The sequence below is a fragment of the Halomonas sp. AOP5-B2-8 genome (genome assembly GCF_052376475.1).
Taxonomy (GTDB): Bacteria; Pseudomonadota; Gammaproteobacteria; order Pseudomonadales; family Halomonadaceae; genus Vreelandella; species Vreelandella casei.
The window spans coordinates 211,573-238,177 of sequence record NZ_JBQSVS010000004.1; the positions used below are offsets into that span (position 1 = coordinate 211,573).

The window sequence follows — 26,605 nt, forward strand, 5'->3', positions numbered from 1 at the left end:
CGTCAGGGTTCAGGGCGTGGCGGCTTTCAGGCGCGCGCGCTTAATTAATGGGGTGATGACTGTCACCGCAAGCAGCAGCGCCGCGATAGCCAGCAGAGTGGCGCTGATAGGGCGAGAAAAGAAGATTGCAATATCGCCCTGTGACATCGACAGCGCTCGGCGTAGTTCGCTTTCTGCTATCGGCCCCAGCACTAAGCCCAAAATGATAGATACCAGGGGAAATTTGAGTTTCTCAAGCAGGTAGCCCATCACGCCAAAACCGAGCATCAGCCAAACATCAAACATCGAGTTGCGCACTGAATAGGTGCCCACAATACAGCACATGATAATAATCGGACCGAGCGCGGAGTAGGGCACGTTCAACAGTTTAGTGAACAGAATGATAAATGGCTTGGAAAATAGCAGGATCATAAAGTTGACGATAAACAGGCCTGCAAAGACGGCATAGATCAGGCTACTGTGCGTCATCATAAACATAGGGCCAGGCTGAAGGCCGTGCATGATAAACGCACCCAAGATCACTGCCGTTGTGCCACTGCCGGGAATGCCCAAAGCAAACAGCGGTACTAAGGCGCCCATGGCAGCAGCGTTATTGGCCGATTCTGGCGCGGCAATGCCCTCGGGCGCGCCTTTACCAAATTTTTCTGGGTGTTTAGACCAGCGCACCGTTTCGCTGTAGCTCACCATTGCCGCCGTGCTGGCCCCAATGCCGGGCAGAATGCCGATGATCACGCCAATAATAGACGAGCGCGTTAGCGTGGTGCCGATCTGGCGCAGGATAGGCAGGTCAAAGATTTTGACTTTAACCTTTGTCAGCGGCTGATGAGTATCTTGATCCAGAGAGCGCTTCATGACCTCAGAAACAGCGAAGAGGCCCACGATCATAGGAATGAGGCCCACTCCTTCCATCAAGTTGAGATTATCAAACGTATAGCGGCTAGTGCCGGTCAGCGGGTCGATACCCACCGTGGCGATAAACAGCCCCAACGTGGCGCCAATCAAGCCGTAGATAAGCCGGCCACCCAAGGAGGCCACCACCGTTAGGCCTAATACCGCCAGGGCAAAATACTCCGGCGAGGAAAATTTTAGCGCCAGCTTCGCCAGCATAGGGGTAAAGATAATGAGCGCAATAGTGCCCACTAAGCCACCAATGGCAGAGCTAAGTACGCCAATACCAAGCGCTTTGCCTGCTTGGCCTTGTTGTGTCATCGGATAGCCGTCAAAGGCCGTCATGACCGCTTCAGGCGTGCCGGGGGCGCGGTAAAGAATGGCGGTAATGAGCCCGGAGAATACCGTTGCGCCGTAGATGGCGGTGAGCACCATAAACGCGGTCGTCGGTTCCATACCGTAAGTGACGGGTAGCAGGATAACCACCAGGATAACGCCGCTGATACCGGGCAGGGCACCGCCGATAAAGCCGATAAATACGGCAGACGTCAGTAATAGCAGGTTGAGTGGCTGCATCACCACGGCCAGCCCGCCTAGAAAATTTTCTAGCATCATTAACTCCTAGCTCAGGCAGCGATAGACGTTACCGGCATGCGAATGGGGTGTGTCATAAAGGGATGCCAAGCAGCATGACGAAAACGCCCTGCATCAGCAGCGTGGCGATAACGATGGTGATCAGCACTGTGCGCCAGGAGCGTGCCCCGAGTAGCAGCGTGCATACCAACGTGAACGCAATACTAGCGATGAGAAAACCAACGACACCGATGAGCCATGTGTAGACGATGGTCGTCGCGATCAGCCACCAGTGACGGGTGGAAGCAAGCGTTAAGTTTCTGCTTTGAGGCGTCAAGGTTATCTCCTGCTCATCCTCAGCGGCCGTTCCATTGCGTTGATCCCGCCACGTTATGAAGAGCAGCGCGCCACCCAATCCAAGCAGCGCAATTAACAGCGAGAGAGGCCATACGCGCGGGCCAATAAAGGTAGAAACCTCAGCGGAGCTGGGGAACTGAAGGGTAGGCGCTAAGCTGACCAGTGCGAGAAGCACTACAGCGGAGGCAAAAACGGTAATCCTGGCGTGCATGATAAACCCCGAAGGGACAATGACGTGACGGGCATGCTAAGCGCCCGACTGTGTCAGTGAGTGTTGGAAGGCAGGCGAGTGATTCGCCTGCCTTCACCTTGCTCTATTCAGTCGTTGCTCAGTAACCGTGAGTAGAGCTCGTAGTTACGTTCAAGACGCTGGCGGTACTCATCGCTGCCCATCCAACCATCGCGATAGTCCAAATTCACACGCTCGGCGTAAGATTGGTACTCTTCAGAGTCGTAAACACTTTTAAACGTCTCTTCCAGGCGCTGAAGAATCGGTTCTGGCGTATCCGCGTGAACAAAAATTGCCCGATCGTTGCCATCGGTTAGATCCCACTCGTGCTCTACGGTCGTCGGCACATCCGGATAGTCAGACAGACGCTCATCGCTAAACACTAGAATCGGCATCATTTGACCCGCTTCCATATAGCTCAGCAGTGGGCTCAGCGAGGTGGTTGTGGCATCAATATTATTGCCTAGAACGTTGGCCGTGGCATTGCCGGTGCTGTCGTAAGGAATGAAGTTCATGTCCAGGCCGGAGGCATCGCGTAGGGCAAGAAACGCAACGTGATCAGGGCTTGCCGTGTGTGTGCCACCCACGGTCACTTTGCCGGGGTTTTCCTTCGCATACGCCAGGAACGATTCAAAATCCGGGTAGCGCTCGGGATTAACGAACAGCGCCATCACATCTGACTGCAGGCGCGCCACGGGAGTCAGTTGATCAAGCCCGATGGGGTTTTGCCCTGCCGCCAGTGATGTGACCAGTGTCGTGGAAGCGAAGTCCAGGGTATGCCCGTCTGGCGCGCCGTTGGCAGTACGCTGGTGGGCCAGCGCACCGGAGGCGGCGGGAAGGTTAATCACCGTAATGCGCGCACCGTCGAGGGCTTCTTCAAACATGGGGCGGACCACGCGAGCAAAGTTGTCCGTGCCGCCGCCGGCACCTGCCGCTACCAAAAACTGGATAGGCTTGGTGGGGTAGTCTGCGGCGTCGTCAGCGCTGACCGTTGTAGCGCAGCTAACCAGAGTTGCGCCGAGAGTAGCCATTTTTAGCGTGTGCTTAGTGAGCGAGAGCTTGGTAAACATGGTGTGTCTCCAGTATGTTTTTTATTGCTTTTTTAGTCCCGTGAGGGAAGGTTAGTCGAGCGTGCTAACGACAGAGGCGCTGGATGCTGATGTGTCCTGCTGAAACATCAGATCTTGCTTTTCGCGCAGTTGCTTTAACGTTGAGGCGGGTAGCGTCACGTCTGCTAGGGTAATCGGTTGATTTGAGGCAATATCGCGAATAACTTGCGCCCCGGGCAGTAGATAAAACGGTACTTTAGCGGCTGAGGACAGCGATGCCGCAGGATGAATTTCAGGACGCAGCCCTTCTATGTGCCGATGGTGGCCGCGCATCTCGAGAGATTGGCCTGCTTGAATAGGCTGCGTTGCCCGCGCCGTTAGATCAAACTTCGGCGTTGTGGCATGCCCGCCGCCGGAAGTAAGCCCATTAATGACCACGTCTAATAAAGAAATCGGTGCTTCAAGGCCCAGCAAATGACGAGGCAGATAAATCATGGCGCTGTTGCCGTTGCTGCTGAGCACATGACCCTTATCACGCAAAAGAGTCCACACGTGCGGGTCTTCGCAGCGCACGACTACAAATACACCGCCCGCAAAACTCAGCTCATCGGGGCGCCGCAGGCAGTTAAATACTTCTAGGCGTTGTAGCCCTTCCAAGACCCCGCCCTGAGCCTGTAAATCCAACAGCGAGGGTACTTCCGAGGTGCGAAGCACCATTGCGTGAAACTCAGGCCGGTCTGGGCTTAGCCCTGTGGCATTGGCAACGTTGACCATCTCACATAGGTCGGGGACTGAAATTTGCGGTATTGCGGCCAGCATTTTGCCCCGTGCCGCCACTACCTCGCGCTCACGGCCTGCCGGTAGCTCCCACAGCTCATGCAAGTCTGGGGCTGAAAACGGCGTGCCGTTACAGGTAACGGTGCCACTGGCTTCATCCCAAATGAAGTCATATTCGCTGCTTTTGCCGGCAGCAATAATTTCAAAGCCAAGCGTGTCGGCCCACGTTAGTAAGCCAATGAGCAGGCTAGGCTGGTCACCGTCTAACGGCGTGAACAAACGGCCTTGTTGATAGGCTAAGCGTGTTAAGTAGGGCCCCACGACTGACTCAGTCTCTTTGGTCGCGATGCCGACATGCTTTCCGGCGAGCAGGGCGGCTTCTGCAAAGCGTGCACCCACATCGGGAATACCGGTTGACTCGACTAAAATATCGAAAGGCAGCTCTTTAACGGTGTCAAAAGAGGCCGCTGCGATAAAATAACCCTTTTCCCATGCGCGCTGAGCGTCTTGCTCAGAATGGCATACCATTATTTTTTCATTCGAAATTCCCGCATGAAGCAAGGCCTCCGCGGCTTTTTCAGGATTAATGTCGATAGCAATACGCGCCGACAGTCCCTTCATCTGACGTGCCTGACGCAGCACTCCTCGGCCAAAGTCGCCTGCACCCGCAATGCAGGCCTCCACTACCTTGTCTGTTTGAAAATGTTGTAAGTAGTTCATAAGGTGCGGGTATTCCCTTTGCCGAACGGTCTGCTATGGCGGACGCGTGCTTGTGTAAACGTGCTATCGCGACCAGTAACGCGATACTTATGTGTGTGGAATGTAGTGGTATACCATTTTGGAGGTCAATTGGTGAGTGCTTATACTTTGGTCTTGTAATGCGTCTTGTTATATTTATCTGTTTGATATTTATGAATTAAAAAAATGGCTAATAACGCCATTTAATTTGTAAGGAATATTTTGGTATGCCATTCTTGGCGATTGCTTACTACGTGAATACGCCCATGCAGGAAACAGCCCAGCCGCACTCGCCAGGTCTTGTCGAAAAAGTCGCGCACTACTTGCGCGAACATATCGTCATGGATCATTTTCAGCCAGGGCAGCGTTTGCCCGAACGAACATTGGCAGTTGAGCTTCAAGTTTCGCGCACGCCACTGCGGGAGGCGTTAAAAATCCTGGCGGCAGAAGGGCTGGTGGTGATCTCACCTAATCGAGGTGCGGTCGTCGCGGAGGTCAGTCCCGCCGACATGCAGGAAAAGCTTTATGTATTGAGTGTGCTTGAGCAAGCGGCGGCAGAGCTTGCCTGTGTTTCCGCCACCGATGACGATTTGGCCGAACTGCAGGCGCTGCACTTTGAGATGAAAGCAGCCTTTTTACGGCGTGATCAGCAAAACTATTTTCGACTCAATCAGGAGATACACAACAGAATTGTGTCTTTGTCGAATAACGCAACGCTGATCGATATGCACGGCACGCTTAGCCGCCAGCTCTACCGAGTGCGCTACCTTTCCAACGATAAAAAAGAAAAGTGGGCGAAAGCGATGGAAGAGCATGAAGCGATTATGTCGGCACTAGAGGCGCGGGATGCCGTGAAGGTGGGGCAGGTGCTGCGTCAACACTTAGCAAAAACATGGATGAAATACGCGAACGGAGAAGTTTTGCCACTGATCTAGATGCCAAAAAAGACAGGCTAAGAAAAATATGAAAGCTCAAGAGCTCTCTCTAACGATGAGCCTTACACCTAGATCTATTCTTGTTTCCGTATTAGTGGAGTCGTTTCCCCTAAGTCTTGTAAGTAACAGTCGCGCGGTATGATTACCAATCTCCTGCCGGGGAGGCTCCACCGTCGTCATTGGTGGGAGAGTGCTGCCAGTGAAATCTTGGTTGCCAAAACCTACGATCGCTAGCCGCTCGGGTATTGACCAGCCTTGCCGCTGGCATTCAAGCATTGCACCAAGCGCGACCATATCATTAGAGCAGAACAAAGCTTGGGTTTCAGGGTGTTCATTGATCAGGATCCTCAGCAGCTTGCCTGCCTCTGCTGTATTACTTCGCCCGACAAGTTCGCGAAGCTCCACGGAACCGCCAGAAGCAACGACAGCGTCTCGAAAACCGAGATAGCGTTCATTTGCGCGAATGTCGCGATGAAAATTAGTGCTTAAAAAAGCCATGTTTTGGTAGCCGTTACGTATGAGGTGCTCTGCCACTAGGCGGCCGCAGGTACGATGTGAAAAGCCCACGACCATGTCCAACCCTTCTTGGCCGTAGTCCCACATTTCAACGATTGAGATATCGCTTTTGGTGAGCAGCGAAACCGATTTTCGGCTATGCGAGAACCCCGTCAATACAAGTCCGGAGGGGTTCCAGCTTAGGATCGAGCGAATCAGTTCTTCTTCTCGTGAGGCGTCGAATTCCGTATTGCCTATCAACAGCTGATAACCTGCAGCGCGTAGGCTCTTTTCAAGCGTCTCAAGGGTTTCGGAAAAAAATGAGAAGGTGATCGTGGGAACGATCACCCCGATGATATTAGAGCGCGACGAAGCTAGGCCGCCAGCCATGGTATTGGGGAGGTAGCCTAACTTATCGATTGCCGACTGAATACGCTCGCCCCTGCGAGTAGAGACCTCGTCGGGGCGACGCAAGTAGAGAGATACAGTACTTGGTGAGACGTCCGCAAGCTGGGCGACCTCACTCATAGTGGCTCGTTGTGAAATTTGTCTGCGCTTTCTCACTATCCTCTCTTCCCGTTTTCTTTGTAAAACAGCTCATTGAATTCGTTTTGCCAGCCCTCGCATGGTACCTCACACCAAAGAGAACGTATCAATAGCAGTATTAACGCTGACCTGTGGTTGTCCAAAGCTGGCTAGCTATTCGACTAAAGAATGGGTCGAATAGTATTGACTCTTCTCACTGTAGCGTTAGGATTTGAATCGTAGCGCTACGATTATAACGAGTTAATAACAAATATTTAATCCTAGACTTTAAGATAGTTGATGCTCCAGAAAAAAATACAATTTCGTAGCGATACGAAAAGGAGAAAAAATGAAATCCATACGCCATTCTTTGACTCTGCTGATGTTCGTTGGAGCCTCTCAAACCGTTCAAGCCCAAACATTAGATATAATTGTTCCATTCGCCGCCGGCGGTGCCACCGACATCGTGGCACGTAGCTTCGAGCCAATATTTTCCCAGCAGCTGGGTGTGACCTCTGTCGTGCGCAACGTGGCAGGAGCCAGCGCTACAGTGGGAACTGCCGAAGTGGCTAATAGCGAAGGCAATCCCAATATCATCGGCTATGAGCCAGCCGGCGCGCTGTCGATTCAGCCGTCGATGAAAGTGCTGCCCTACGGGCCGGATGACTTCACTTACATCTGCCGCACCGTTTCCAACCCGATGTTCCTGATGGTTTCGCCATCGTCGGACGTCGAGTCTTTCGAACAGCTGGTCGAGGGTTCCCAGGAATATCCCTTCCTGTATGGTTCATCCGGTCCCGGCACGCTGCCGCACCTGGCCATGGCGGCACTGGTCGTCAATAGCGATCTGCAAGCGGAGCACGTGCCTTACAGTGGCTCCGGGCCGGCGATGAACGCGCTGGCGGGCAACGAAATTCAAGTCATTGCCGATACCGAGACCATTCTCGAGAGCTACGATCTGCGACCGCTAGCGGTATTCGCTGAACAGCGAGTTGAAGGGTATCCAGACGTGCCAACCATGGCCGAGCTTGGCCTGCCGGAGATGGACTTTGCTGTCTGGCAGGGCATCGTGGCGCCGAAGGGCATTTCCGATGAGCGAGCCCAACAGTATGCCGATGCTTGCAAGGCGACACTGGAGTCCGAGCACTTCATGACCTTTGCCGATCGGGCCAAGGCCGGCATCGCTTATCTCGGGCCAGACGAGTTCAAAGCTTTCGTGCAGCAACGCTTTGAGGCCAACAAACAGGTTCTCGAGGATGCCGGACTGGTTCAGTGATCTCGATAGCCGATCCATTTCAAGGAGCACTCTATGCCTGCAACGTTGTTTCAACCCCGTGTGCTGATCGCACTGGTGCTGCTGATAGCCGGCTGTGCGCTGTCGATCAGTGCTTGGCAGGGGCCGGCGGATGCCATGCTGATGCCGCGGATCGTGCTGGCGCTGTGGTGCACGGTGGCCCTATTCGTATTAATCGGGGAGGTCGTAAGCCGGCTGTCGGTAGAAACAATGACATTTTCGCCGTTGCTGCTATTGATGGCCGCCGTCCTGACGTCGGCCATCGCCACGGCATGGCTGGGTTTTGTGATTTCGGCGTTGCCTGTGGTCGCTTTGACGCTATGGCTGTTTCGCATCCGCCGGCCCTTACCGCTGGTATTGGGCACATTGGTGATCGCCGGTGGGTTGTGGTTTTTGTTCCACCACGTACTGCTGATCCGGCTTCCGGCCATGTTGACTAGCGGGGCAATTTGAGATGGATATGATTCTGGCGGCCATGGGCGATGCCTTTACCTGGCAAGCGCTGCTGGCCATTGTGATCGGCACCTGGGCGGGCATCATCATTGGTGGTTTGCCCGGTCTGGGCTCCGTGGTCGGGCTGACGATCTTTTTGCCGTTCACTTTCGGCATGGACGTCATCACCAGCATGGCGTTGCTGATCGGTGTCTACTGTGGCTCGGTCTACGGTGGGTCGATTACCGCGATCTTGATCAATACGCCGGGCACGCCACAGTCGGCGGCGACCACCTTCGATGGCTACCCGATGACCCAGCAGGGTCGCGTCGACGAAGCGCTGGGCTGGGCGACGTTCGCATCGTTCTTCGGCGGCGTGCTCTCCTGCGTGCTGTTGATCTTTTGCGCGCCGCAGCTGGCCAAATTCGCGGTCAACTTCGGCTCCATCGAGGTGTTCGCGCTGGTGTGTCTGGCCATGCTATGCATCGTCGGTGTTTCAAAGGGCAGCACGCTCAAGGGCCTGCTCTGCGGGATGATGGGTTTTTTCTTCTCCATGGTCGGCAGCGATCCGATTACCGGGGTCGACCGCTTCACCTTTGGCCAATACGCGCTCAGCTCCGGGCTAACGCTGATTCCCGTGGTGGTCGGTGTCTTTGCGCTGTCGGAAGTGTTCATACGCTTTGCCGATCGCGACGACGAAGCCGCCCAAATACCCGAAGCCAAACTGCGATTCCCTACGCTGCCTCAAATCGTACACCGCCTGGTCGAGCTGTTGCGTGGCTCGTTCATTGGCAGCTTCATCGGTGCCTTACCTGGGACTGGCGCCGCCGCTGCGGCCTTCATCAGCTATGCCGCCGCTCAAAAGCTCTCTCCACGTCGGGCCAATCTGGGCAAGGGGGAGCCGGATGGCATCATTGCCTCGGAGTCTTCCAATAACGCGGTGACCGGCAGTTCGTTCATTCCCACGCTGGCGCTTGGCATTCCTGGCGATGTGGTCACGGCGATGATGATGGGTGCGATGGTGATCCACGGCATCACGCCAGGCGTGCGGTTAATGACCGATCAGGCACAGACCGTTTACGCGCTGTTTGTGGTGCTGATTCTGGTCAACGTGGCCATGCTGATTCTGAGCAAACCTTCGGTTGGTCTGTTCCGCTATCTGTTCAAGCTGCCGGCGGGCTACATCATGGGCGGCATCGTGATGTTCAGCTTCATTGGTGCCGTCTCGGTGCGCGGCAATCCGCTGGATCTGATCGTCATGGCAGTGACCGGCATTCTCGCCTACGCCCTACGTCGCGGCGGCTATCCGCTGGCCCCGCTGGTAATCGGCATGGTGCTGGGGCCGCAGCTCGAAAGTTCTCTGCGCCGGGGTCTGCTGATTTCGCGCGGTGACTTCTTCGCCTTTTTCACGCATAGCACCATCGCCACCGGACTATTCGTGCTGATCGCGCTGTTCGTGATTTGGACGCTGTGGTCTGCTTTTGCCGAATGGCGTGGAAAAGAACGACGTGGCAAAGCTTGAGGATGCTCCCAGACGCTAGAGCTGCTAACCGGGCAGGATGCCCAAGCAGCCTTAACGACAACACCATGCGAGTTTTCAAGCCGCAAAAGGGAAAGCCATGCTCATACAGCTCTCATTTTTCTTCTTAACCGCACCGCTCGCTGCAAGCGTGCAACGGTTCCGGTTGTCCGTTAGTAAAGTCGGTGCCTGAACCCCGACTCCCCGTTGGAGCGATTCATCATGATTATTACCGACATCAAGACCCATGTGCTGGCCGCGCCGTTGGAGCAGCCGTTCTCATTCTCCCAGGGGTGGGTGCATCAACGCACCGCCATGCTGGTGGAAATTCACACCGAAGATGGCCTGGTGGGCTGGGGAGAGTGCGTCAATCACGGTCTTCAGCCGCCGCAGGTTGCCCAGGCGATGGTTGAGCATGCGCTCAAACCGCTGGTGATCGGGCGCTCGGTCTTCGACCGTGAAGTATTGTGGGAGACGATGTACAACCAGACCCGGCCCTTCGGGCAGAAGGGCGCGGCATTGTTCGGTATTGCGGCGATCGATATCGCGCTTTGGGATTTGACCGGCAAGGCGCTGAACCAGCCCATTCATCGCCTGATGGGCGGTGCATTTCGCAAGGAGATTCGCCCCTACGCGACGGGGTTCTATCGCCGTGAGGGCGGAAAATATCCCGAGGAAGTGGTCGAAGAGGCGCTGCGCCATCAGGCCAACGGTTACCGGGCGATGAAGCTCAAAACCGGTTTCGGCATTGATGCGGATATCCGCGATATGCGCGCGGTGCGTGAAGCGGTAGGCGATGACGTGGCGCTGATGATGGATGCCAACTGCGCCTATAGCGTGCCAGCGGCGAGGCGCATTCTGATGGAACTGGAAGAGACTCGCGTGCATCTGTTCGAGGAGCCGCTGAGCCCGGAAAACCGTCATGGCTATCGTGAGCTCAAGGGGATTTCTCGCACCTGGATTGCCGCCGGTGAAAACGAGTATTCCAAGATCGGCTATCGCGACTTGATCAGCGAGGGGCTGCTGGACGTAATCCAGCCGGATCTCGGCGCTGCCGGCGGGCTCACCGAGTGCCAGAAAATCGCCGCCATGGCGCAGGCCTGGCATGTACCGTTGGTTCCCCATGTATGGGGATCAGGCGTCGGCCTTGCCGCTGCGGTTCAGTTTATCGCCAGCCTGCCGCCGCAGCCGCTCTCGCTGACCCCGGACGAGCCAATGCTCGAATATGACCAATCGGCGCATCCGTTCCGTCAGGAACTGATCGGCGGCGAGTTCCAGCTCAACGCCAACGGCTGTGTCGACGTGCTCGACAAGCCTGGCCTGGGTATTGAAATTGATCGGGCGATAATCGATCGCTACAGAATCCAATAATCTGCGCTCACAGGAGAATGTCATGAGTCAGAACTCCAAGATCTTGCTGCTGGGTGTCGACGGACTGATCCCCGAGCTCGTCGAGCGTTTCTGCGCCGAGGGCGTGCTGCCGAACATCCAGCGTCTGCGCGAAACGGGCGGTAGCACTCGCCTGCTGCCGTACATCTCGACCTGGGGTGATACCAACTTCGTCAGCTTTCTGACCGGCCAGGCGCCGGGCACCAGTTGGGTTGGCCAGCGCCAATCGCCCAGTGGTACCCGGCATCTGCTGGAGCTTATGCAGGAGGCCGGGCAACGTGCCGCGCTGGTTCATTTTCCCGAGAGCCTCAAGCCGGCTGGCGCGGATGATCTCTGCTTCGCGCCGTTCTGGAGCGGCAGCGGCCCGGCACCCATGGAGCTCGTGCCAGGTTGCCTTCACAGCACTCATCTCGATCAGTGGCAAACCACACCCCAGAGCGAAGCGCTGGGGTGGCCACCAACCGGCACGCTGGCGCATCATCAGAAGCATAATCGTTTTGGCATCGAACGCCGAGGCGATGGATATCTGGCCTCCATCCCTGTGCATAAAGGCGAGCCGATTCCTGTTGAGCTGAGCCCGAAAGGTGATCGCGTGGACCTAACGTTGGGCACGGGAGAGTCGGGCCTGAGCGAAGCCAATCTGGGAGTTGAGGAATGGAGCGACTGGATGGCGGTAAACATCGATGGCAAGGCCGCACAGGTACGCTTCAAGTTACTCGCTTTTGATCCGACGAACGGCAAGCTGGATCTGCTCCAGTCACAGGTGACCGCACCAGCCGCGGAGAGTGGGCAGCCCGAGATCGCCCAGCGATTAATCGAACGTCATGGCCCCTTTATTTCCAAATGGACGGTCTCCGCCGACCCCGATAGCCGCTATTTCGAGACCAGTTTCGAGGAAGGGCGCTATCAGCTCGAATGGCTGGTCGACAGCGCCCTGACGCTACTCAACAACGAAGGCTTTCAGCTATTCGCCACGGTCTTTCGTCTCAACGATGAAACCCATCACACCTGTCTCGCGCAGTGCGATCCCGAATCGAAGTTTTATCAGCAGGATGATCACTCCCGCTATCTGGACGTCATCCGTGAGTCCTATCGAATTCTCGATGATGCTGTGGGCCGGGCGTTGGCGGGGCGGGATGAAGACACCGTCGTCGTATTGGCCTCCGACCATGGGGATGTACCCAACAGTCATCTGTGTGATATTCACAGGCGATTGGCCGAGTTCGGCCTGTGCGCAAGCGACGATCAGGGCCGACCCAACTCGGCGCGCAGCCAAGCGTTTCTCAAGGATGAGCGTGGCGGTCTGGAGATTTTCGTCAATCGTGATCTCGTTGCCGGTGATGAAATTCCCCGTGTACAGACGCAAATTCTCAAGGCGTTGACCACCTGGTATGTTGACACCGACACGGGCGAGCGCAACGTGGTAGCGCTGGCGGTCAAGAAACAGGACGCCAGCGTGCTGGGCTACTGGGGCGACAACATGGGTGACGTACTGTTCGCCTACGCGCCGGGTTTTGTCTGGGGCACCAATCAACGCGGTGACACCGTCGCTGAACTCTCGACACCCGGTGCCAACCACGGCCCCCAGGTACCCACGGCAAGTACCGCGTTCGCCTCCAACCATGGCCTGGCGATTTTCCATGGCGCCGGCGTTCGCTCGGGGGTCGAGCTTGCGTTCAATACCACCCGAGGTATCCAGCGTATGGATAGTGCGGGAGCTACCTTCGCCCATCTGCTGAGGCTTTCCACCGACTCGCTGGATGGAAAGCCGCTAGAGGCGTTATTAAGCGTAAGCGAAGATATTAGATACGGCACGACTGAGCTTACCTAAACGTGCGATGCAGAAAAACTCTGAGAGAGTAGTTAATGCCATGTTTTTACGATGATCATAAGGTGCTGTTTTAAAAAGCTGAATGGCCGTGGCTATCTAGGCAGCACATGGATGAAATACCCAAACGGAGAAGTATTGTCTCTCACGTAGAGAATATCCGTAGCTAGCGATTAACAGCAGTGTGAATAAAGTCCAAAAAACGGTGATCGTTGGCGTGGGCAATATTAATGCGCATGGAATTGGCATCGGTACTGTCTGGGCGTAGTGAGAAAATGGCGCCAGGTGCAATAAAGATACCTTTCTCTGACGCTTTTTTAGCCAACTCCGTTGTATTGATATGTGTTGGCAGTTTGGCCCATAAATAGTAACCCCCGCCTGGGCCACTCACATCGTCGACCCCTATTTGCTGTAAAGCACGCAAAGCAGTCGCGCTGGCTTTGGCAACCCGCTCGCGAAGTTGTGCAAGGTGGCGTCGATAGCGACCTCTGATTAGCAGATCATGTATAACCATTTCATTGAACGTCGAGGTGTTCACAACAGTGAGCATCTTAATATCGACTAATGCTCTAACGATTGAGCGACTGCCTGCCACGTAGCCACAGCGTAAGCCTGTGGAAAGCGTTTTAGAAAATGTACCTACATAAATAACTCTTTCTAACCCATCAAGAGCCGCGAGGTGAGCGCTACCTTTGGGAAGAATGTCTGCGAATACATCATCTTCCACTAGCGTTACACCATAGTGATCAGCGAGCTTCAATAACCGATGCATGTTGTTGAGTGACATAGTACTGCCAGTGGGGTTATGCGCGTTGGGCTGCAAGAAAAAAAGCCGTGGCCTATAGTGTTTTACCTTTCTCTCAAACTCCTCTAAATCAGGTCCATCCGCTGTACGTGGGACGCCAACAAGTTTTGCTTTAGCTAGGCGAAGTTTCCCAAAAAGTGGGTAATAGCCGGGCGTTTCAACCAGAACGCTTTCGCCAGCAGCCACGAAGTGACGAATAATGAGATCGAAGGCGTGGTTAGCACCAAAGGTCATCATGACCTGATCGTGAGAGGCGTGAATCGAACGTCCAGCCATTGCCATAGCTAAGGTCTCACGCAAAGGGGAATAGCCTTGAGGTACACCGTATTCAATATCGTTAATGCCATTGAGACCGGCGTTGCGCCTGATCAGGCGCGTTAGTTCCGTACCTCCCATCCAGCTAGCTGGAGCCCTGCCATCACCCGCGCGCACCCCAAAGTTGCCCACTAACTGTTCGCGTAGTAGTGACACGCTGTCGACCGCTTCTGAGAGGTCGGCCGTTGTCTCTTCCATTGCAGACGGTAGCGGGCGTGATACGAAAAAGCCCGCGCCTTGGCGTGCATACAGATGGCCGAGCGCGACTAACTGGTCGTAAGCATCAATGACGGTGTTTTTCGAGACGCCAAACTGTTGGGCAGCTTCTCTAATGGAGGCCACTCGCGTACCCGGTGAGAGACGGCCATCATCGATGGCTTTTAGCAGGGCGGTGGCTACCTGGCGAGATTTGGACATCGATGGCACTCAAAGAAGGCTGAACTGTGAATGAAGGTTAAACTGTATCTATTGTTTGATGGGTACAGTACTTCATACAATTCGTATAAGTGTACCTTACTCAGCGGCCTATATTTACACAAGCTATAGGCCGCCAACCTGGGCATAAAAAAACCAATAATGATGTCTTTGGAGTACCTGCATGCCTCATAAAGAAACCTCTTACTTAACCGTTTGGGATGATACGGTGACGGGAAAAGACCTGATCATTGCATTAGCTATTTCTACCCCGCTGACACTAGGCGGTTTTATTTATACGCCGTGGCCAGCGCCGATGCCCCTAATCGTTGGCTTATGTGGAGCTCTCTTAGGCTTTACTATTAACGCTATTGTTTTACGCCCTAAGCGCCGTCTCGATATTGAAAAGGAGGCGTGAAAATGGATGTCATATTGCTTCTGCAGATGTTAATTGCCGCTTTGATCGGTGTAGTGGTCTATACCGCCATTGGTGTTGCACCGGGCACCGATGAAACGGCGGTGCTTGCCCCCGTGACGCTGGCACTAGTGGTTGCGGGAATTCCTCTTCCTGTCGTGCTGGCTTTTTTTATGGCCGCTATTGTGGCAAAGAAGCTGACGGATTCGATACCTGTTTCGGTGGCAGGGATACCGGGTGGCGTAATGTCAGCGCCGATGGTCGAGCACGCAATGATCCTCAAGCGGGAAGGTCACGCTACGTTAGCAATTCGCAAAATGGCATCGGGCTCGGTCATTGGAACCCTTGTCGCCATCCCCGTGAGTTTGTTGTTGGCATTTTTGCTGACGCCTTTGGCGGATGTATTGAGTCAGTACGCCAGCCAGATCTTTTTTGTCGGCGCCGTATTTTTAGCGCTAATGAGCCGTGAAAAAGTGATCAGCCTCATCAGCATTGTCATATTGGCTGCACTGATCCAAGCGCTACGCCACTTTTATTGGGGCATGGGGGTTATTCCTGAAGGCCAAGTAGTTTTCATCTCGTTCTTTTTAGGCATCACTATTGGCCCGATGATCTTTAATCTGGCGCAGCTGACTGTGCGTGAAGAGCGCCGCAAAATGACGGTTCATGAGCCTAAAACAATAAAAATCTATGCCACTGATAACAGCAACGACACTGGTCGCTTTCCCAATCCTTTTCGAATTTTGACTCGGCAAGAAGCAGTTTCAGCGACAGCCAGTTCGGTGCTGGGGTCGGTCACTTTCTTTATGAGCCCCGTCGGTATAACGATTTTTCTGGGTGAGGTGATGTCGAGTTGGGTCAAGGGAACGGTAGAAAAAGCCAGCCGTGCGCTTTCCTCAATGGATGCGGTCACTAATGCCGCTTATATCGCGGGTATTTTAATACCCCTCGCCGCGCTCGGCATTCCCATGAGTCCAATGGCAATTGGTCCTGGCAATGCATTCTTTAATGCACCGCCAGTGCTGACGTTAGAACAGAATGCTCACCATTTGATGAGTTTTAGTGAAATCGCGGTGGCCAGTATTTTGGGGGCCAGTGTAGCGCTGCTGATTACTTATCCCATTGCCGTGCGCTATGCCCGACATATATGCGTATTTGTTTTCCAGCGGATTCCTCACGAGGCTTTTCTCGCGATGTTCTTCTCGCTCGTTATGCTTCTGGCATTTATGGACGCAGGCGTTATGGGGATTTTAGGTGTAGGGGTATTAGCGCTTGTTGCCGGTCTTTTGAACCGCTGGGGTGTGAACTATGGCGTACAATTTATGACGCTGTACGCTGCTCCTTGGCTCATGGGCTGGTTGGCCTGACCGCTCAAATGGACATATCTCACCACCGCGATACTTTATCCAAGTTTAGGTAACGGTTATGACGACGAGCACATCGAGAATTCCAGGGTTTTATCAACTTTCACCCCGAGAGCGGCTGCGTATCGTTGCCGATATGAGTGGCCTTGATGCTGCCGGCGAGGCGCATTTAGCGGACACCGGGAACCTGCCAGCAGAAACAGCCGATAGTATGATTGAGAATGTCATCGGCACCTTAAATATACCTATTGGTGTTGCAACTAACTTGATCATTGATGGGGAAGAGCCGCTGGTTCCCATGGCGACGGAAGAGTCATCTGTCGTTGCCGCGGTTTGTAATGCAGCGAGGCAGTGTCGTGATTCAGGTGGTTTTTATACGGATACGTCGTCCCCCATTATGATTGCTCAGGTGCAACTTATTGGAGTAGCTAATCCAGAGTTTGTTAGGTTACGTTTGCTGGATGCCCGCGATGAAATTAAGCGGATTTGTGACGCGACGGACCCCGTACTTTTAGAGCATGGTGGTGGCTTTCGCGATTTAGAAGTTCGTGTACTTGATGGCATGGTGATTGTCCACCTGTTGGTGGACGTGCGTGACGCGATGGGGGCTAATGCAGTCAACTCCATGGCTGAAGCTGTCGCTCCTTCTTTGGCAGAGTGGTCGGGAGGAGAGAGCCGACTGCGTATCCTATCGAATTTAGCTGATCGCCGTTTAGCAAGAGTCAGGGCGACCTGGCATATTGACCACATAGGCGGAGCATCGGTACGTGATGGAATTCTGGCGGCCTATCGTTTCGCTGATTTGGACCCTTATCGAGCGGCTACTCATAATAAGGGAGTGATGAACGGGGTGAGTGCTGTGGTGTTGGCGACGGGTAATGATACGCGTGCAGTTGAAGCGGGTGCTCATGCCTATGCCGCTCGGACTGGGCGGTATCGCTCCCTTACCCACTGGGAGAAAGATCGTGATGGCAACCTGACGGGCACCCTTGAAATGCCGATGCCCGTGGGTTTGGTGGGTGGTGCCACACGGGCGCACCCTACCGCTCGTCGATGCCTCGATATTTTAGGCGTTAAGAGCGCTGATCGATTAGCACGCATCATCGTATCCGTCGGGTTAGCGCAGAACTTTGCAGCGTTAAAAGCGTTAGCCACGACCGGTATTCAAAAAGGACATATGGCGCTGCATGCTAAAAATATCGCGTTAATGGCGGGAGCTGAAGGTGAAGAGATTGCACGAGTGGCTGAGGCATTGGTGAGGGGAGGGAGCGTACGTGTTGATTTAGCGCAGGAGGCATTAGTACAGCTACGCAGAAAGAAGAAATAGCGGGATTAATCCATTTAATGCAACCCGAAAGCAGCTTACTTCGGGCAAGAAGATGGTTCCGGCCGGGTTGCCAGCCACACCGCCACTATTATTAGTAGCACGATAATGGCCAAGCTCCGCCAGCCAGGGCCAAGAGTCCAGACGGTGATTAGCCCGCTCAATGCAATCATGCTAACGGCTGCCAGCTTTGCGCGCCGTGGAATAGCGCGCTCTTGCTCCCAGGTAACCAGTAGCGGGCCAACATAGTGCCTTGATCGGATCCATGCCTCAAAACGTGGCGAGCCTTTAGAAGCGCAGTAAACGGCGATCAGCATGAACACGGTGGTGGGAAGTAAGGGCAAAAAAATGCCCAGTACACCGATACTAAAACTCAGCGCTGCGATCGCTACCCACAGTCCGCGTACTAGCATTGAGGCTTTTCTTTGGAAGCGCTTTGGCGTCACCTCAGGCTCCTTCGTTTATAACCTTTTTTCATGGCGCGAAATATCCCGCGATCTGGTCAATATCATCATTATCCAGAACGCCAGCCTGCCAGCGTAGTGTTAACCAAGCCAACAGATAATCATAGCGAGCGCGGGATAGATCGCGCAGTGCCTCGAAACGTCCACGTTCGGCGTTTAGCACATCCAGATTGGTTCGCTCACCGCCGAGAATGCTTTTACGCGTAGCTTCCAGGCGTGCCGTCGCAGCGGTAACAGTATGTTGATAGGCCTCAATGCGTTGTTGGCTGCTACGGGTTAGACGGTATTGGCGTTCAACATCATTGCGTAGCGCTACTGTTGCGGCATCTAGCTCGTGACGCGTCTGTTCATAGGTATTATCTGCCTGGCGGCTAGCAGCGACAACCCGGCCGCCTGAATAGAGCGGTAGATTAACCTCAACGCCAATGCTGTCGGTGTCGTAACGTTGCCCAATCATATTTTCTGAATTGGAGTCGGATATCTGGCTTCGCGCGTACAAGCGCACACTCGGCAGATGTCCGGCACGCTGCTGATGCAATTGGTGCCGTGCTGCTTCCAATAGACTGCGCTGTGCGGCTAGTTCAGGATTATGGGCGAGCGTAAGTTCGTGCCAGTGTTCCAGAGATAGCACTGGGTTTTCCTGGGTGGTTTGCACATTATGGGCTAGCTGACCGGCCTGCAGTGGGGCGAGTGAAGCAGGTGGTGCTACTGTGCCGGTCAGAGCGTGTAGTTCATTGCGGGCGTCATTCAAGCGATCTTCGGCTTCGATCAGTTGAGCTTCCACCAAGCGTGACTGAGCGGCAATCTCCAATTGGTCAGTACGGGTGCCTTCACCGTAATCGATAAAGCGCTGGCTGCGTTCATTTTCTTCTTGTAGGGCACGTAGGTGGGCTTTAGCCAGCTCGATATCGTCATTTGCGTAAAGCACCCCGGTGTAAGTCTGTAGGACTTGAACAGCAAGTGCTTGACGGGCGCGTTCAAGTGTTAGCACAGCAGCTTCGGCCTGTGCCTTGCCTGCTTGATAGCGGGCGAAAGCTGCAGCATCCAGCAAGGGTTGCGTCAGCGTGAAGGCAGACGAGTAGCTGGAGTAATTCATATCGCTTGTGGTTGTGCCTCGCTGTGTTTCCTGCAGCACTTCCGACCAGTTTTCGCCCCGTGAGTAGCGATAGCTAAGTGTGGGTAGTAAAGCCGAGCGCCCCAGGGCTCGCTCCTGTTGCCCAGCTGCACTTTCACTCTGTGCGGCCAGCCAACCTGGGTTGTGCTGTTTGGCGAGTTCATAGGTCTCACGAAAATCTAGCGCGTGCGCGCTGAAAGGCCAGCAGATGTAGGTTATCAACAGCCAAGTATGATATCGAAGTAATGCCGTTCGGATCATGCATCCCCCCAGGCTGTGCGTGCACGGTCCAGCAGCGGCTTGAACATATAGTTGAGCAGCGTGCGCTCGCCAGTGCGTACAAATGCCTCGACTGGCATACCCGCCTTGAGCGGTTGATTACCCAGTGGAGTGAGTTCATCTGCCGCTATCTCTACATACAGTCGGTAATAAGGCAGCCCCGTCTGTTCATTGATTAGCCTGTCAGCAGAAACGTGGCTAACCGTCCCGGGTATGCGTGGTGTGCTACTACGCTCGAACGCGGTAAACGCAAGCTCTACCGGGAGGCCTGGGTGAACTTGATCAATCTGTTCAACGGGTAGTTGTCCCTCGACTAAGAGGGGTTCACTGCGGGGTACAATTTCCATCAGTAGGGCACCGGGTTGAACGACACCGCCTTCGGTATGCTGCGTCAGTCCCACCACTGTGCCCGAGCGGGGAGCACGTATCTGGGCGTCGGCCAGATCGAATTCAATGCTGGTGAGTTGAGCAGCCAGCTGCTGGGTACGTAAGCGTGCTTGGGCCAGTAGATCCTGCACGTCGCGCAGAGACTCTTCATTGCGCTGGGTGTGCCGTAACTGCAATTCATCGACTTGTCGTCGAGTTTGCTGCAGAGTGCCGGTGGCCGAAGCAATATCGCCTTGCAGCTGAGCGTAGCTACTTTCAATCTCTAGCAGCCGGTTACGAGGAATATAGCCGTCGGTCGACAATTCGCGCAGGTTATTGCGCTGCTCTCTCAGGACTGACAGCTGAATATGCTGCTGAGCCAGCGAGGATACAAGGCCCGACGCCCTTGCTCGCTGTCCATCCAGGTTAGCGTCGATACCTGAGAGTTCGGCTGACAACGCATTACGCCGGCTGGCGAACAGTTGGCGCTGTAAGGTCAGTAGTGTTTCGATGGCGATATCTCCGCTGTTAGCGAGCTCTGCCGGGGTGATAAAGGTATCAAGGTGATCACGTTCCGCTTCCAGGCGTGCAGTTTCAGCCAATGATGAAGCCCGCTGCAGTCGCAACGCGCTTGTCTCGTTTTGCAGCCGTGCTGTATCGAGGCTGATCAGCGGCTGACCTTCTTCCACTTGTTCTCCCTCACGTACCCAAAGCCGCTCAACAATACCGCCGGTTGGATGCTCGACCGCCTGTCGATTGCCGGAGACGACCACTGTCGCCGGTACCGCGATACCATTATCCAGCGGTGCCCAGGCTGCCCAAGCCACAAACAGTGCTAAGCCTCCCAGCAGTAGCCAACTCCCTATGCGTAGTGGTCGTCGCTTACGGTGCATGGCGAGTGCTTGCCAGTCCGGTGTGGCTGTGGAGGTATGCGGTTTTGCAGCAGGCGGCGCCTGCGAGATATCGCGAAGGGTCATGCGCGCTGCTCCTGACGATTGATGGAAACATTGCCGTAGGTATAAGCGCCTTGCGCATACGGGGTGGCCATCGCGCCATTGGCAGGTGCCGCCGCTTGGCGGGCAGCGCTCAGGGCTTGCAAGATCTCTTCAGTGGGGCCGAGCTTCTGCAGGCGGCCTTCACGTAGTACTAGCAAGTGAGAGGTAGCTTTGAGTACCTGAGGGCGGTGGGTGATCAGCACCACCGTAACGTGGTGTTCGCGCAATCGCTGCAACGCTTCCAATAGTGCTTTTTCTCCGGCGTCATCAAGACTTGCATTGGGTTCGTCCAAGACGACGAGCGCAGGGGGGCCGTAGAGCGCTCTGGCCAAGGCAATACGCTGGCGCTGCCCGCCCGAAAGGCCGATTCCGCTATCTCCCAAGTGGGTGTCGTAGCCATTGGGGAGGGCCAGAATCAGTTCGTGTACGCCCGCGGTTTTGGCGGCCTCGACGACTGTATTGGGCTCTGGTTCGCTGAAACGGGCGATATTCTCTGCCACGCTACCGGCGAAAAGTTCGACATCCTGAGGCAGGTAGCCGATATGTGGCCCCAGCAACGCTTTGTTCCAACGTTGGATATCGGCACCATCTAACCGGACAGTACCGATCTTCGGCTTCCAAACGCCCACCAGTAGTTTAGCCAGAGTAGATTTGCCTGATCCCGAAGGCCCGATAACACCGAGCACACTGCCTGCTTCCAATTGGAAGCCCACCTGAACCAGCGTGGGTGTTTTTCCGCCGGGCGGCATGGCGCTCACCGACTGCACATCAAGCTTGCCCAGCGGGGCAGGTAGGTCCATGCCTGATTGGCGGGCCGGGTGTGCTGTTAGCAGGTTACCCAAACGCTGGTAAGCCAGCCGTGTCGATGACCACTGCCGCCAGGCATTGATGACCTGATCAATGGGGCTGAGCGCACGGCCCATCAGGATAGAACCCGCGATCATCGTGCCAGGGCTGATCTGCCCGCCAATCGCTAGCCAGGCGCCCAACCCCAACACCAGTGACTGCAACGCGACGCGTAAACTTTTAGAAATAGCGGTGACCAGGGCGGTACGCTCGCTGGCCAGCCCTTGCAGCGCAACAAAGCCATCGTGAAAATGCGACCAACGGCGGGTAAAGGCCGACAGCATACCCATCGACTCGATGGCATCGGCATGGCGCAATTGTGCTTCCGCCATGGCATTAGCTTGTACAGAAAGCGCACCCGCTTCACGCAGCGGCGGCTGGGAAAGCCGTTCATTCAGCCACGCTAAGCCCACCAGCAGCACGGCGCCCCCCAGGGCCAGGCAACCTATCCAGGGGTGGAACATAAACATCACCAGCAAATACAACGGGAACCAGGGAGCATCGAAGAACGCGAATACCGCACTGCCGGTGATAAATTGGCGCAGCGAGTCAAGGTCACGTGTAGCTTGCCCCGCCTGGGCAGCCTGGCCGCTTAGCCCGCGTTCGAAGGCCGCAGCGTAAACCCGCTCCCCCAACTGTTCATCGAAGCGTTCGCCAATATGGATGACTGCCAGACTGCGTATGTACTCCAAGGCGCCCATTAACGCCAGCAGCCCCAGTGCCATGCCGGTTAGCATCACTAGCGTGGTGGTATTGCCGGAAGCCAGTACGCGATCATAGACCTGCAGCATATACAGCGGCGGCACTAGCATCAGTAGATTGATAACCGCACTGAACAGCCCTACCGAGCGCAGTGTGCCGCGATAGCGGCCGAGTGCTCGGTAGAGTTCGTTTCCGGGCTGGCGTTGGGAGGGGGTCATTGGCTATGTCCCTGAAAATAGACGTAACAAATCAACGAATCGCCATAGCAGTTCGTCTCGAATTCGTTCTCTCATTAGTGCTTTGGTCACGTCTCTGCTTGACTTCTCGTCTCATCGGGCGAGAATGCCGAGGCACCGCGCCAAGGCATAAAGCCCATGACGCGGTGTTTGAACGTTGCGGCAAGGGGATTCCCCTTGCCTTTTTTATTAGCTGTTTATAGCGATGGCGTTGCTCACGCAGCCAGAGCGAAATCGAATTCGCTGAACTCTTGAACGCCGGTTGCAGAAGCCGGAATGGCATCGCCAAGCAGACCAGCATCGTCCAGTACTGCTAGCAAGCCGCCCTGGCTAACTGAGCTGCTGCTGTCCCAACCCTCCACTGAGCCATTCATTAAGCCCCAAATTACGTCGTGGACCGCATTCTCTCGACCATCGGCCAGATCACCATCCAGCGGCGCGTTGAAGTCAAAAGTGATGAAGTCATCGGATACCGTGCCATCACTATTTAGGCCGCCTCCCAGCGTCAACCCAGTCAGGGTGCCGTGTAGCGTATGGCTGGGGAAGTCGTAAGTGATATCACCCGTTGCCGAGAAGGCGAAGTCACCTCCATTGAGGGCCATCGCATAGGTATCACCAGAGAAAGGATTGGATGAGAGGCTGCCATCTTCGTAGAAACCGCCAGTATTAGAAGGGTGTTCACCGTCGACACCGTCACTCTGGAAAGCCAGCAGCAAACTTTCTAGGCTACCTACTGCAAATTCACCAGGGAAGTTGTTTTCATCGTAAGTATAGGAAATAGACATTTTATATACTCCTTTCGTTTTACTTGATTAAGAGAGACTCGTCGGCCTATCCGGCGAGCTCTAACGGGCATTATCGCCATGCCCACTTCTCATACCCTAAAGGGATATGAGCCTTCAGCTACAGCTACAGCAACCGCTATAGCATCAGAACTGCAACTCTATTCCTGCCATTGCTGTACGACCTGGCGCATAGGTGCGGGAGAAGATATCTGAGTATCCTGAGACGTAATTACGGTCACGTAGATTCTCGATGGAGGCTCGCATTAGTAGATGGTCATTGAAGCGGTAGCTTGCGTAGAGGTCCCAGGTAACGTAGCTGGGCCAGATGGCGTATTCGAAATCTTCTGGCTTGCCCTCGGCGCTGTAGTTGAGTCGGGTACCCATATCCAGCTTTTCGTCGAATAGGCGTGTGCCGATTACCCAGCTTCCTCGGTCCATTGGCAAATTGCGGGCGCTGTTCATGCCATAGCCCGCCGCCTGGCCTCCAACCGCGCAGACCATCTGTTGGTCAAGGAAACTTTCGTAAGAGTCGTAGCCGTTTTCGATCGCCATCTGATGCTCTTCTGTATAGTTGCCCGCCTTATCAGGCATATCAAACTGGGGTTGATGGCTGCCCAGTGGCCATCTTTCCTGGCAGAAACCTTGGTCACCGCCTAGCACGTGGGTGTAGTTCAGACGCGTGTACCAATTGCTGGCGTCGTAGTCGAGTTCCAGCTCGATACCACGAAAATTCATGGGAAGGCGGTTATTGATGAACATGGTATTACCCAACCCAGCACCCGCCACTACGCCGGGCATTGCATTGGCCATGCTGGTAATTAGATAGTTATCTGCGCGGGTGTCGTAGTAGGTCACTTTGCTAAGGAAACGGTCATTGTCCGTCAGCAATCCCTGAAACACGGTATTAAAACCTACTTCCCAGCTGCGAGAGGTCTCGGGCTCTGCGTAGGGGTTAGGGGACATGATGGCGAAGGGGTCACTGGGATGGCTGCCCTCCATTAGTGCTTCGGTCAGTGCCGGTGGGCGCCAGGATTCACCCCAGCTCGTGAATAGCTCTAACCAGCTAGAGGGTCGATACGCTGCCTGCAGAGTCGGCAGCAGCTTGTCCTCGCGATTGTTAACTTCATATGCGTACAGCCCATGCTCCGAGTCATAGCCAGGCGCATACTGACCACGATTAAAGATAAGATCATAGGTGCCAGCATCACGCATCCTTTGCTGGGCTGCCTCGTCGAACCTTTGGTCAAACTTTTCCTGACGGGTTAAGTAGGACCATTCCACTCCCATAACGCGGGTATCGCCCTTGAGACGGTAGTAGTCGTAGCGTAGGCCACCGCCTAGTGTCCATGTGTTATTTTCCCACACTAAATTGCCGAAGGCGCTGGCGATGCTGCGCTTTCCACGGGGCTGAAGCGTATTTTCGGATGTAGTGATGGTACTGCCACGCCGGTCATATTCGGTACTGGAGTCTCCTCGGTCTTGGAAATATTCGATGCCGTGATTGAAGCGGAAGCCCTCAACATCACCTAATGAGAACCTTGATGTGTTTTCTAGGGCTAGGCCATAGGTATCGATGCTTGTTGTGACATTAGAGCCAAGCCCTGCTTCGCACTGCTTACGCCAGCTATCAGGAAAAGGCGTTGAGCATAGCCCGAGGTTCCAGGCGGTTTCCGTCATGTTGGTATCGCCCGCCATCACCGGACGCCCCTCCTGGGTATAGCGCTCGTTATCGGTGGAAACGCGATAAATTCTCGCGTCAAGGTCAACCAAGTTGGAGTCAGGGTTGAAGGTGTATTCCAGCCCGATGGATTGTGACGTCGCCTGGGCATCACCGCGTTTCTGCCATGCATCGTCGCCGTCAAGTACACTGCCATCGCCGGAGTTGACAATCCGGCGATCGGAGACGTTGTTGTAGGAAATGTCGGTATCCAGGTAGGTGAACTGCAACGATTGTTCGGGTGTCAGGTGCCATCGAGCCTTGAATAAGTTGGAGTCCTGGGTCTGATCGCTGAACTTAACGCGGTCGACAGCCTGCTCACTATTGCGGCCCTCAATACCGTCTTGTACGCCAACAAGAAGCCAATCAAAGCTTTCCTTTCGGCGACCCGGCGAGTATTCGCCCAAGCTTCGCCGACTCCTCGCTGCCAGCAGTTCCAGCTGATCTCCAAAACGTCCCGCTATCGCGGCACTGCCAATAAAATTGACGCCATTACCTTCATTGCCTATCCCTGTATTGGCTCGTATACGAGCACCGACATTATTATCTTCCATGATGATGTCGTCATAGTTAAGGGTGCGGAAATTAGCACTGCCAGCAATGGCGCCTGCACCGTTTATGCTTGAACTGGGGCCTTTTTCGATGACCACTTCGCTCAGCAGCTCGGAGTCCACATACATGCTGCCATTGCGCTGCTGGTGGGCATTCTCGTTAAAGTTTTGACGCATACCATCGATCATCATGTTGACGCGGCCAAAGTCCTGCATGCCACGAATATTGACCGAAAGCGCCGGGTCCTGAGTATTTACTGCGCTGTAGACACCCGGCGTCTCAAGCAACATGTCCGCCGCGTGACGTGGCGGTAAGCGATCAATCTGCTCGCGGCTGATCACACTGACCGAACGCGGTTCGTGATAGACCCAATCGTCACCTATACGGTCAGCCGATACGGTCAGGGTGCTAAAGGCCGTTTGGTTGCCCACGGTGAGCGAGGTTGCTGGCTCCAGCAGCTCGGCGGTTCTGCCATTGCGATATGAGATTGTTAGTGAAGAGTCCGTCAGAAGGGCACGTAGCGCTTCATCGGCGGTCATTTCGCCTTGTAGCGCAGGGGCGATGCCATTGATGGCTTCACCATCTTGGCGCACTACAGCGATTTGTGTTGCGGCTGTAAATTCACCCAAGGAATAGAGCAGGCGCTGAGCAGGAAGATCAAACGTATAACGTTGTTGTAGTGGATTTTGCTGCACAGCGTCGGCGGCGTTCGGGGGTAATGACTGGGCATGTGCCTGGCTGATGAGCAGGCCGAGCATGACAGCCGTGACGGCATATCTGAAGGTGGGCGGGTGGTTTGGCTTGAGGCTTGCCGCAAGCGACTTGAATGGGAAACCCTTGCAGTGCATGGACGTCATGCTCCCTTTTTTATGCTAATAATAATC

21 protein-coding genes and 1 pseudogene are annotated in these 26,605 nt (G+C 54.8%); 10 read left to right on the forward strand and 12 right to left on the reverse strand.

Annotated features, from left to right (window positions below):
• Nucleotides 1–9: 9 nt before the first annotated feature.
• From ACT3RP_RS11100 to ACT3RP_RS11115, 4 genes are all read right to left on the reverse strand, one after another.
• Nucleotides 10–1,500, reverse strand: coding sequence for a tripartite tricarboxylate transporter permease (locus ACT3RP_RS11100; protein WP_192535761.1), 1,491 nt, complete (start codon nucleotides 1,498–1,500; stop codon nucleotides 10–12).
• A 55-nt stretch (nucleotides 1,501–1,555) separates the two neighbouring features.
• The gene (locus ACT3RP_RS11105) at nucleotides 1,556–2,029 is read right to left on the reverse strand and encodes a tripartite tricarboxylate transporter TctB family protein (protein WP_444624901.1); all 474 of its coding nucleotides are present in this window, start codon (nucleotides 2,027–2,029) and stop codon (nucleotides 1,556–1,558) included.
• A 107-nt stretch (nucleotides 2,030–2,136) separates the two neighbouring features.
• The gene (locus ACT3RP_RS11110; RefSeq protein WP_441685666.1) at nucleotides 2,137–3,117 is read right to left on the reverse strand and encodes a Bug family tripartite tricarboxylate transporter substrate binding protein; all 981 of its coding nucleotides are present in this window, start codon (nucleotides 3,115–3,117) and stop codon (nucleotides 2,137–2,139) included.
• 51 nt (nucleotides 3,118–3,168) lie between these two features.
• The gene (locus tag ACT3RP_RS11115) at nucleotides 3,169–4,593 is read right to left on the reverse strand and encodes a flagellar biosynthesis protein FlgA (protein ID WP_483393787.1); all 1,425 of its coding nucleotides are present in this window, start codon (nucleotides 4,591–4,593) and stop codon (nucleotides 3,169–3,171) included.
• A gap of 245 nt (nucleotides 4,594–4,838) precedes the next feature.
• Between ACT3RP_RS11115 and ACT3RP_RS11120 the strand changes: the two genes are divergently transcribed.
• Nucleotides 4,839–5,546: a GntR family transcriptional regulator gene (locus ACT3RP_RS11120; RefSeq protein WP_441685670.1), complete on the forward strand. Its 708-nt coding sequence runs from the start codon at nucleotides 4,839–4,841 to the stop codon at nucleotides 5,544–5,546.
• A gap of 36 nt (nucleotides 5,547–5,582) precedes the next feature.
• On the opposite strand, the gene ACT3RP_RS11125 is transcribed toward ACT3RP_RS11120, so the two are convergent.
• Entirely contained in the window at nucleotides 5,583–6,569 is a 987-nt protein-coding gene (locus ACT3RP_RS11125) for a LacI family DNA-binding transcriptional regulator (protein WP_192535759.1), read from the reverse strand.
• A 346-nt stretch (nucleotides 6,570–6,915) separates the two neighbouring features.
• Between ACT3RP_RS11125 and ACT3RP_RS11130 the strand changes: the two genes are divergently transcribed.
• The 6 genes and pseudogenes from ACT3RP_RS11130 to ACT3RP_RS11155 all read left to right on the forward strand — a co-directional run bounded on the left by ACT3RP_RS11130 (nucleotide 6,916) and on the right by ACT3RP_RS11155 (nucleotide 13,031).
• Entirely contained in the window at nucleotides 6,916–7,842 is a 927-nt protein-coding gene (locus ACT3RP_RS11130; RefSeq protein ID WP_192535758.1) for a Bug family tripartite tricarboxylate transporter substrate binding protein, read from the forward strand.
• A 33-nt stretch (nucleotides 7,843–7,875) separates the two neighbouring features.
• On the forward strand, nucleotides 7,876–8,313 hold the full coding sequence (locus ACT3RP_RS11135) for a tripartite tricarboxylate transporter TctB family protein (RefSeq protein ID WP_192535757.1): 438 nt from the start codon (nucleotides 7,876–7,878) through the stop codon (nucleotides 8,311–8,313).
• Between the two features lies 1 nt (nucleotide 8,314).
• A complete protein-coding gene (locus ACT3RP_RS11140; RefSeq protein WP_192535756.1) occupies nucleotides 8,315–9,814 on the forward strand; it encodes a tripartite tricarboxylate transporter permease in 1,500 nt (499 codons plus the stop codon).
• Between the two features lie 219 nt (nucleotides 9,815–10,033).
• Nucleotides 10,034–11,182, forward strand: coding sequence for a mandelate racemase/muconate lactonizing enzyme family protein (locus ACT3RP_RS11145; protein ID WP_192535755.1), 1,149 nt, complete (start codon nucleotides 10,034–10,036; stop codon nucleotides 11,180–11,182).
• A gap of 22 nt (nucleotides 11,183–11,204) precedes the next feature.
• Nucleotides 11,205–11,345: pseudogene (locus tag ACT3RP_RS11150) on the forward strand (hypothetical protein); the annotation flags it as partial.
• A 237-nt stretch (nucleotides 11,346–11,582) separates the two neighbouring features.
• Nucleotides 11,583–13,031: an alkaline phosphatase family protein gene (locus ACT3RP_RS11155; RefSeq protein ID WP_444672024.1), complete on the forward strand. Its 1,449-nt coding sequence runs from the start codon at nucleotides 11,583–11,585 to the stop codon at nucleotides 13,029–13,031.
• 163 nt (nucleotides 13,032–13,194) lie between these two features.
• Here the strand turns inward: ACT3RP_RS11155 and ACT3RP_RS11160 are convergent, their stop codons facing one another.
• Nucleotides 13,195–14,565, reverse strand: a complete 1,371-nt coding sequence (locus tag ACT3RP_RS11160; RefSeq protein ID WP_483393788.1) for an aminotransferase-like domain-containing protein — start codon at nucleotides 14,563–14,565, stop codon at nucleotides 13,195–13,197.
• A gap of 181 nt (nucleotides 14,566–14,746) precedes the next feature.
• On the opposite strand from ACT3RP_RS11160, the gene ACT3RP_RS11165 reads away from it, so the two are divergent.
• The 3 genes from ACT3RP_RS11165 to ACT3RP_RS11175 are packed head-to-tail and all read left to right on the forward strand — an operon-like array spanning nucleotide 14,747 to nucleotide 17,668.
• Nucleotides 14,747–14,980, forward strand: a complete 234-nt coding sequence (locus ACT3RP_RS11165; protein WP_483393789.1) for a hypothetical protein — start codon at nucleotides 14,747–14,749, stop codon at nucleotides 14,978–14,980.
• A 2-nt stretch (nucleotides 14,981–14,982) separates the two neighbouring features.
• Nucleotides 14,983–16,344, forward strand: coding sequence for a tripartite tricarboxylate transporter permease (locus ACT3RP_RS11170; RefSeq protein ID WP_192535751.1), 1,362 nt, complete (start codon nucleotides 14,983–14,985; stop codon nucleotides 16,342–16,344).
• A 58-nt stretch (nucleotides 16,345–16,402) separates the two neighbouring features.
• The gene (locus ACT3RP_RS11175) at nucleotides 16,403–17,668 is read left to right on the forward strand and encodes a hydroxymethylglutaryl-CoA reductase, degradative (RefSeq protein WP_483393790.1); all 1,266 of its coding nucleotides are present in this window, start codon (nucleotides 16,403–16,405) and stop codon (nucleotides 17,666–17,668) included.
• Between the two features lie 35 nt (nucleotides 17,669–17,703).
• Here ACT3RP_RS11175 and ACT3RP_RS11180 read toward each other — a convergent pair whose 3' ends face one another.
• From ACT3RP_RS11180 to ACT3RP_RS11205, 6 genes are all read right to left on the reverse strand, one after another.
• Nucleotides 17,704–18,111, reverse strand: a complete 408-nt coding sequence (locus ACT3RP_RS11180; RefSeq protein ID WP_483393791.1) for a YbaN family protein — start codon at nucleotides 18,109–18,111, stop codon at nucleotides 17,704–17,706.
• Between the two features lie 28 nt (nucleotides 18,112–18,139).
• A complete protein-coding gene (locus ACT3RP_RS11185; RefSeq protein WP_483393792.1) occupies nucleotides 18,140–19,504 on the reverse strand; it encodes a TolC family outer membrane protein in 1,365 nt (454 codons plus the stop codon).
• Nucleotides 19,501–20,865 (reverse strand): HlyD family type I secretion periplasmic adaptor subunit, encoded by a 1,365-nt coding sequence (locus ACT3RP_RS11190; protein WP_483393793.1) that lies wholly within the window; start codon nucleotides 20,863–20,865, stop codon nucleotides 19,501–19,503. The genes ACT3RP_RS11185 and ACT3RP_RS11190 overlap by 4 nt, the downstream gene beginning before the upstream one ends.
• Nucleotides 20,862–22,649, reverse strand: a complete 1,788-nt coding sequence (locus ACT3RP_RS11195; RefSeq protein WP_483393794.1) for a type I secretion system permease/ATPase — start codon at nucleotides 22,647–22,649, stop codon at nucleotides 20,862–20,864. Before ACT3RP_RS11195 ends, ACT3RP_RS11190 begins: the two co-directional genes overlap by 4 nt.
• Before the next feature lie 233 nt (nucleotides 22,650–22,882).
• The gene (locus ACT3RP_RS11200) at nucleotides 22,883–23,452 is read right to left on the reverse strand and encodes a heme acquisition protein HasA (RefSeq protein WP_441685688.1); all 570 of its coding nucleotides are present in this window, start codon (nucleotides 23,450–23,452) and stop codon (nucleotides 22,883–22,885) included.
• A gap of 144 nt (nucleotides 23,453–23,596) precedes the next feature.
• Entirely contained in the window at nucleotides 23,597–26,569 is a 2,973-nt protein-coding gene (locus ACT3RP_RS11205; RefSeq protein ID WP_444624909.1) for a TonB-dependent receptor, read from the reverse strand.
• Nucleotides 26,570–26,605: the final 36 nt, after the last annotated feature.

Coding starts and splice junctions, on each gene's coding strand:
- ACT3RP_RS11100 (WP_192535761.1), bottom strand. CDS start 1,500: ATGCTAGAAAATTTTCTAGGCGGGCTGGCCGTGGTGATGCAGCCACTC.
- ACT3RP_RS11105 (WP_444624901.1), bottom strand. CDS start 2,029: ATGCACGCCAGGATTACCGTTTTTGCCTCCGCTGTAGTGCTTCTCGCA.
- ACT3RP_RS11110 (WP_441685666.1), bottom strand. CDS start 3,117: ATGTTTACCAAGCTCTCGCTCACTAAGCACACGCTAAAAATGGCTACT.
- ACT3RP_RS11115 (WP_483393787.1), bottom strand. CDS start 4,593: ATGAACTACTTACAACATTTTCAAACAGACAAGGTAGTGGAGGCCTGC.
- ACT3RP_RS11120 (WP_441685670.1), top strand. CDS start 4,839: ATGCCATTCTTGGCGATTGCTTACTACGTGAATACGCCCATGCAGGAA.
- ACT3RP_RS11125 (WP_192535759.1), bottom strand. CDS start 6,569: ATGAGTGAGGTCGCCCAGCTTGCGGACGTCTCACCAAGTACTGTATCT.
- ACT3RP_RS11130 (WP_192535758.1), top strand. CDS start 6,916: ATGAAATCCATACGCCATTCTTTGACTCTGCTGATGTTCGTTGGAGCC.
- ACT3RP_RS11135 (WP_192535757.1), top strand. CDS start 7,876: ATGCCTGCAACGTTGTTTCAACCCCGTGTGCTGATCGCACTGGTGCTG.
- ACT3RP_RS11140 (WP_192535756.1), top strand. CDS start 8,315: ATGGATATGATTCTGGCGGCCATGGGCGATGCCTTTACCTGGCAAGCG.
- ACT3RP_RS11145 (WP_192535755.1), top strand. CDS start 10,034: ATGATTATTACCGACATCAAGACCCATGTGCTGGCCGCGCCGTTGGAG.
- ACT3RP_RS11160 (WP_483393788.1), bottom strand. CDS start 14,565: ATGTCCAAATCTCGCCAGGTAGCCACCGCCCTGCTAAAAGCCATCGAT.
- ACT3RP_RS11165 (WP_483393789.1), top strand. CDS start 14,747: ATGCCTCATAAAGAAACCTCTTACTTAACCGTTTGGGATGATACGGTG.
- ACT3RP_RS11170 (WP_192535751.1), top strand. CDS start 14,983: ATGGATGTCATATTGCTTCTGCAGATGTTAATTGCCGCTTTGATCGGT.
- ACT3RP_RS11175 (WP_483393790.1), top strand. CDS start 16,403: ATGACGACGAGCACATCGAGAATTCCAGGGTTTTATCAACTTTCACCC.
- ACT3RP_RS11185 (WP_483393792.1), bottom strand. CDS start 19,504: ATGATCCGAACGGCATTACTTCGATATCATACTTGGCTGTTGATAACC.
- ACT3RP_RS11190 (WP_483393793.1), bottom strand. CDS start 20,865: ATGACCCTTCGCGATATCTCGCAGGCGCCGCCTGCTGCAAAACCGCAT.
- ACT3RP_RS11195 (WP_483393794.1), bottom strand. CDS start 22,649: ATGACCCCCTCCCAACGCCAGCCCGGAAACGAACTCTACCGAGCACTC.
- ACT3RP_RS11200 (WP_441685688.1), bottom strand. CDS start 23,452: ATGTCTATTTCCTATACTTACGATGAAAACAACTTCCCTGGTGAATTT.
- ACT3RP_RS11205 (WP_444624909.1), bottom strand. CDS start 26,569: ATGCACTGCAAGGGTTTCCCATTCAAGTCGCTTGCGGCAAGCCTCAAG.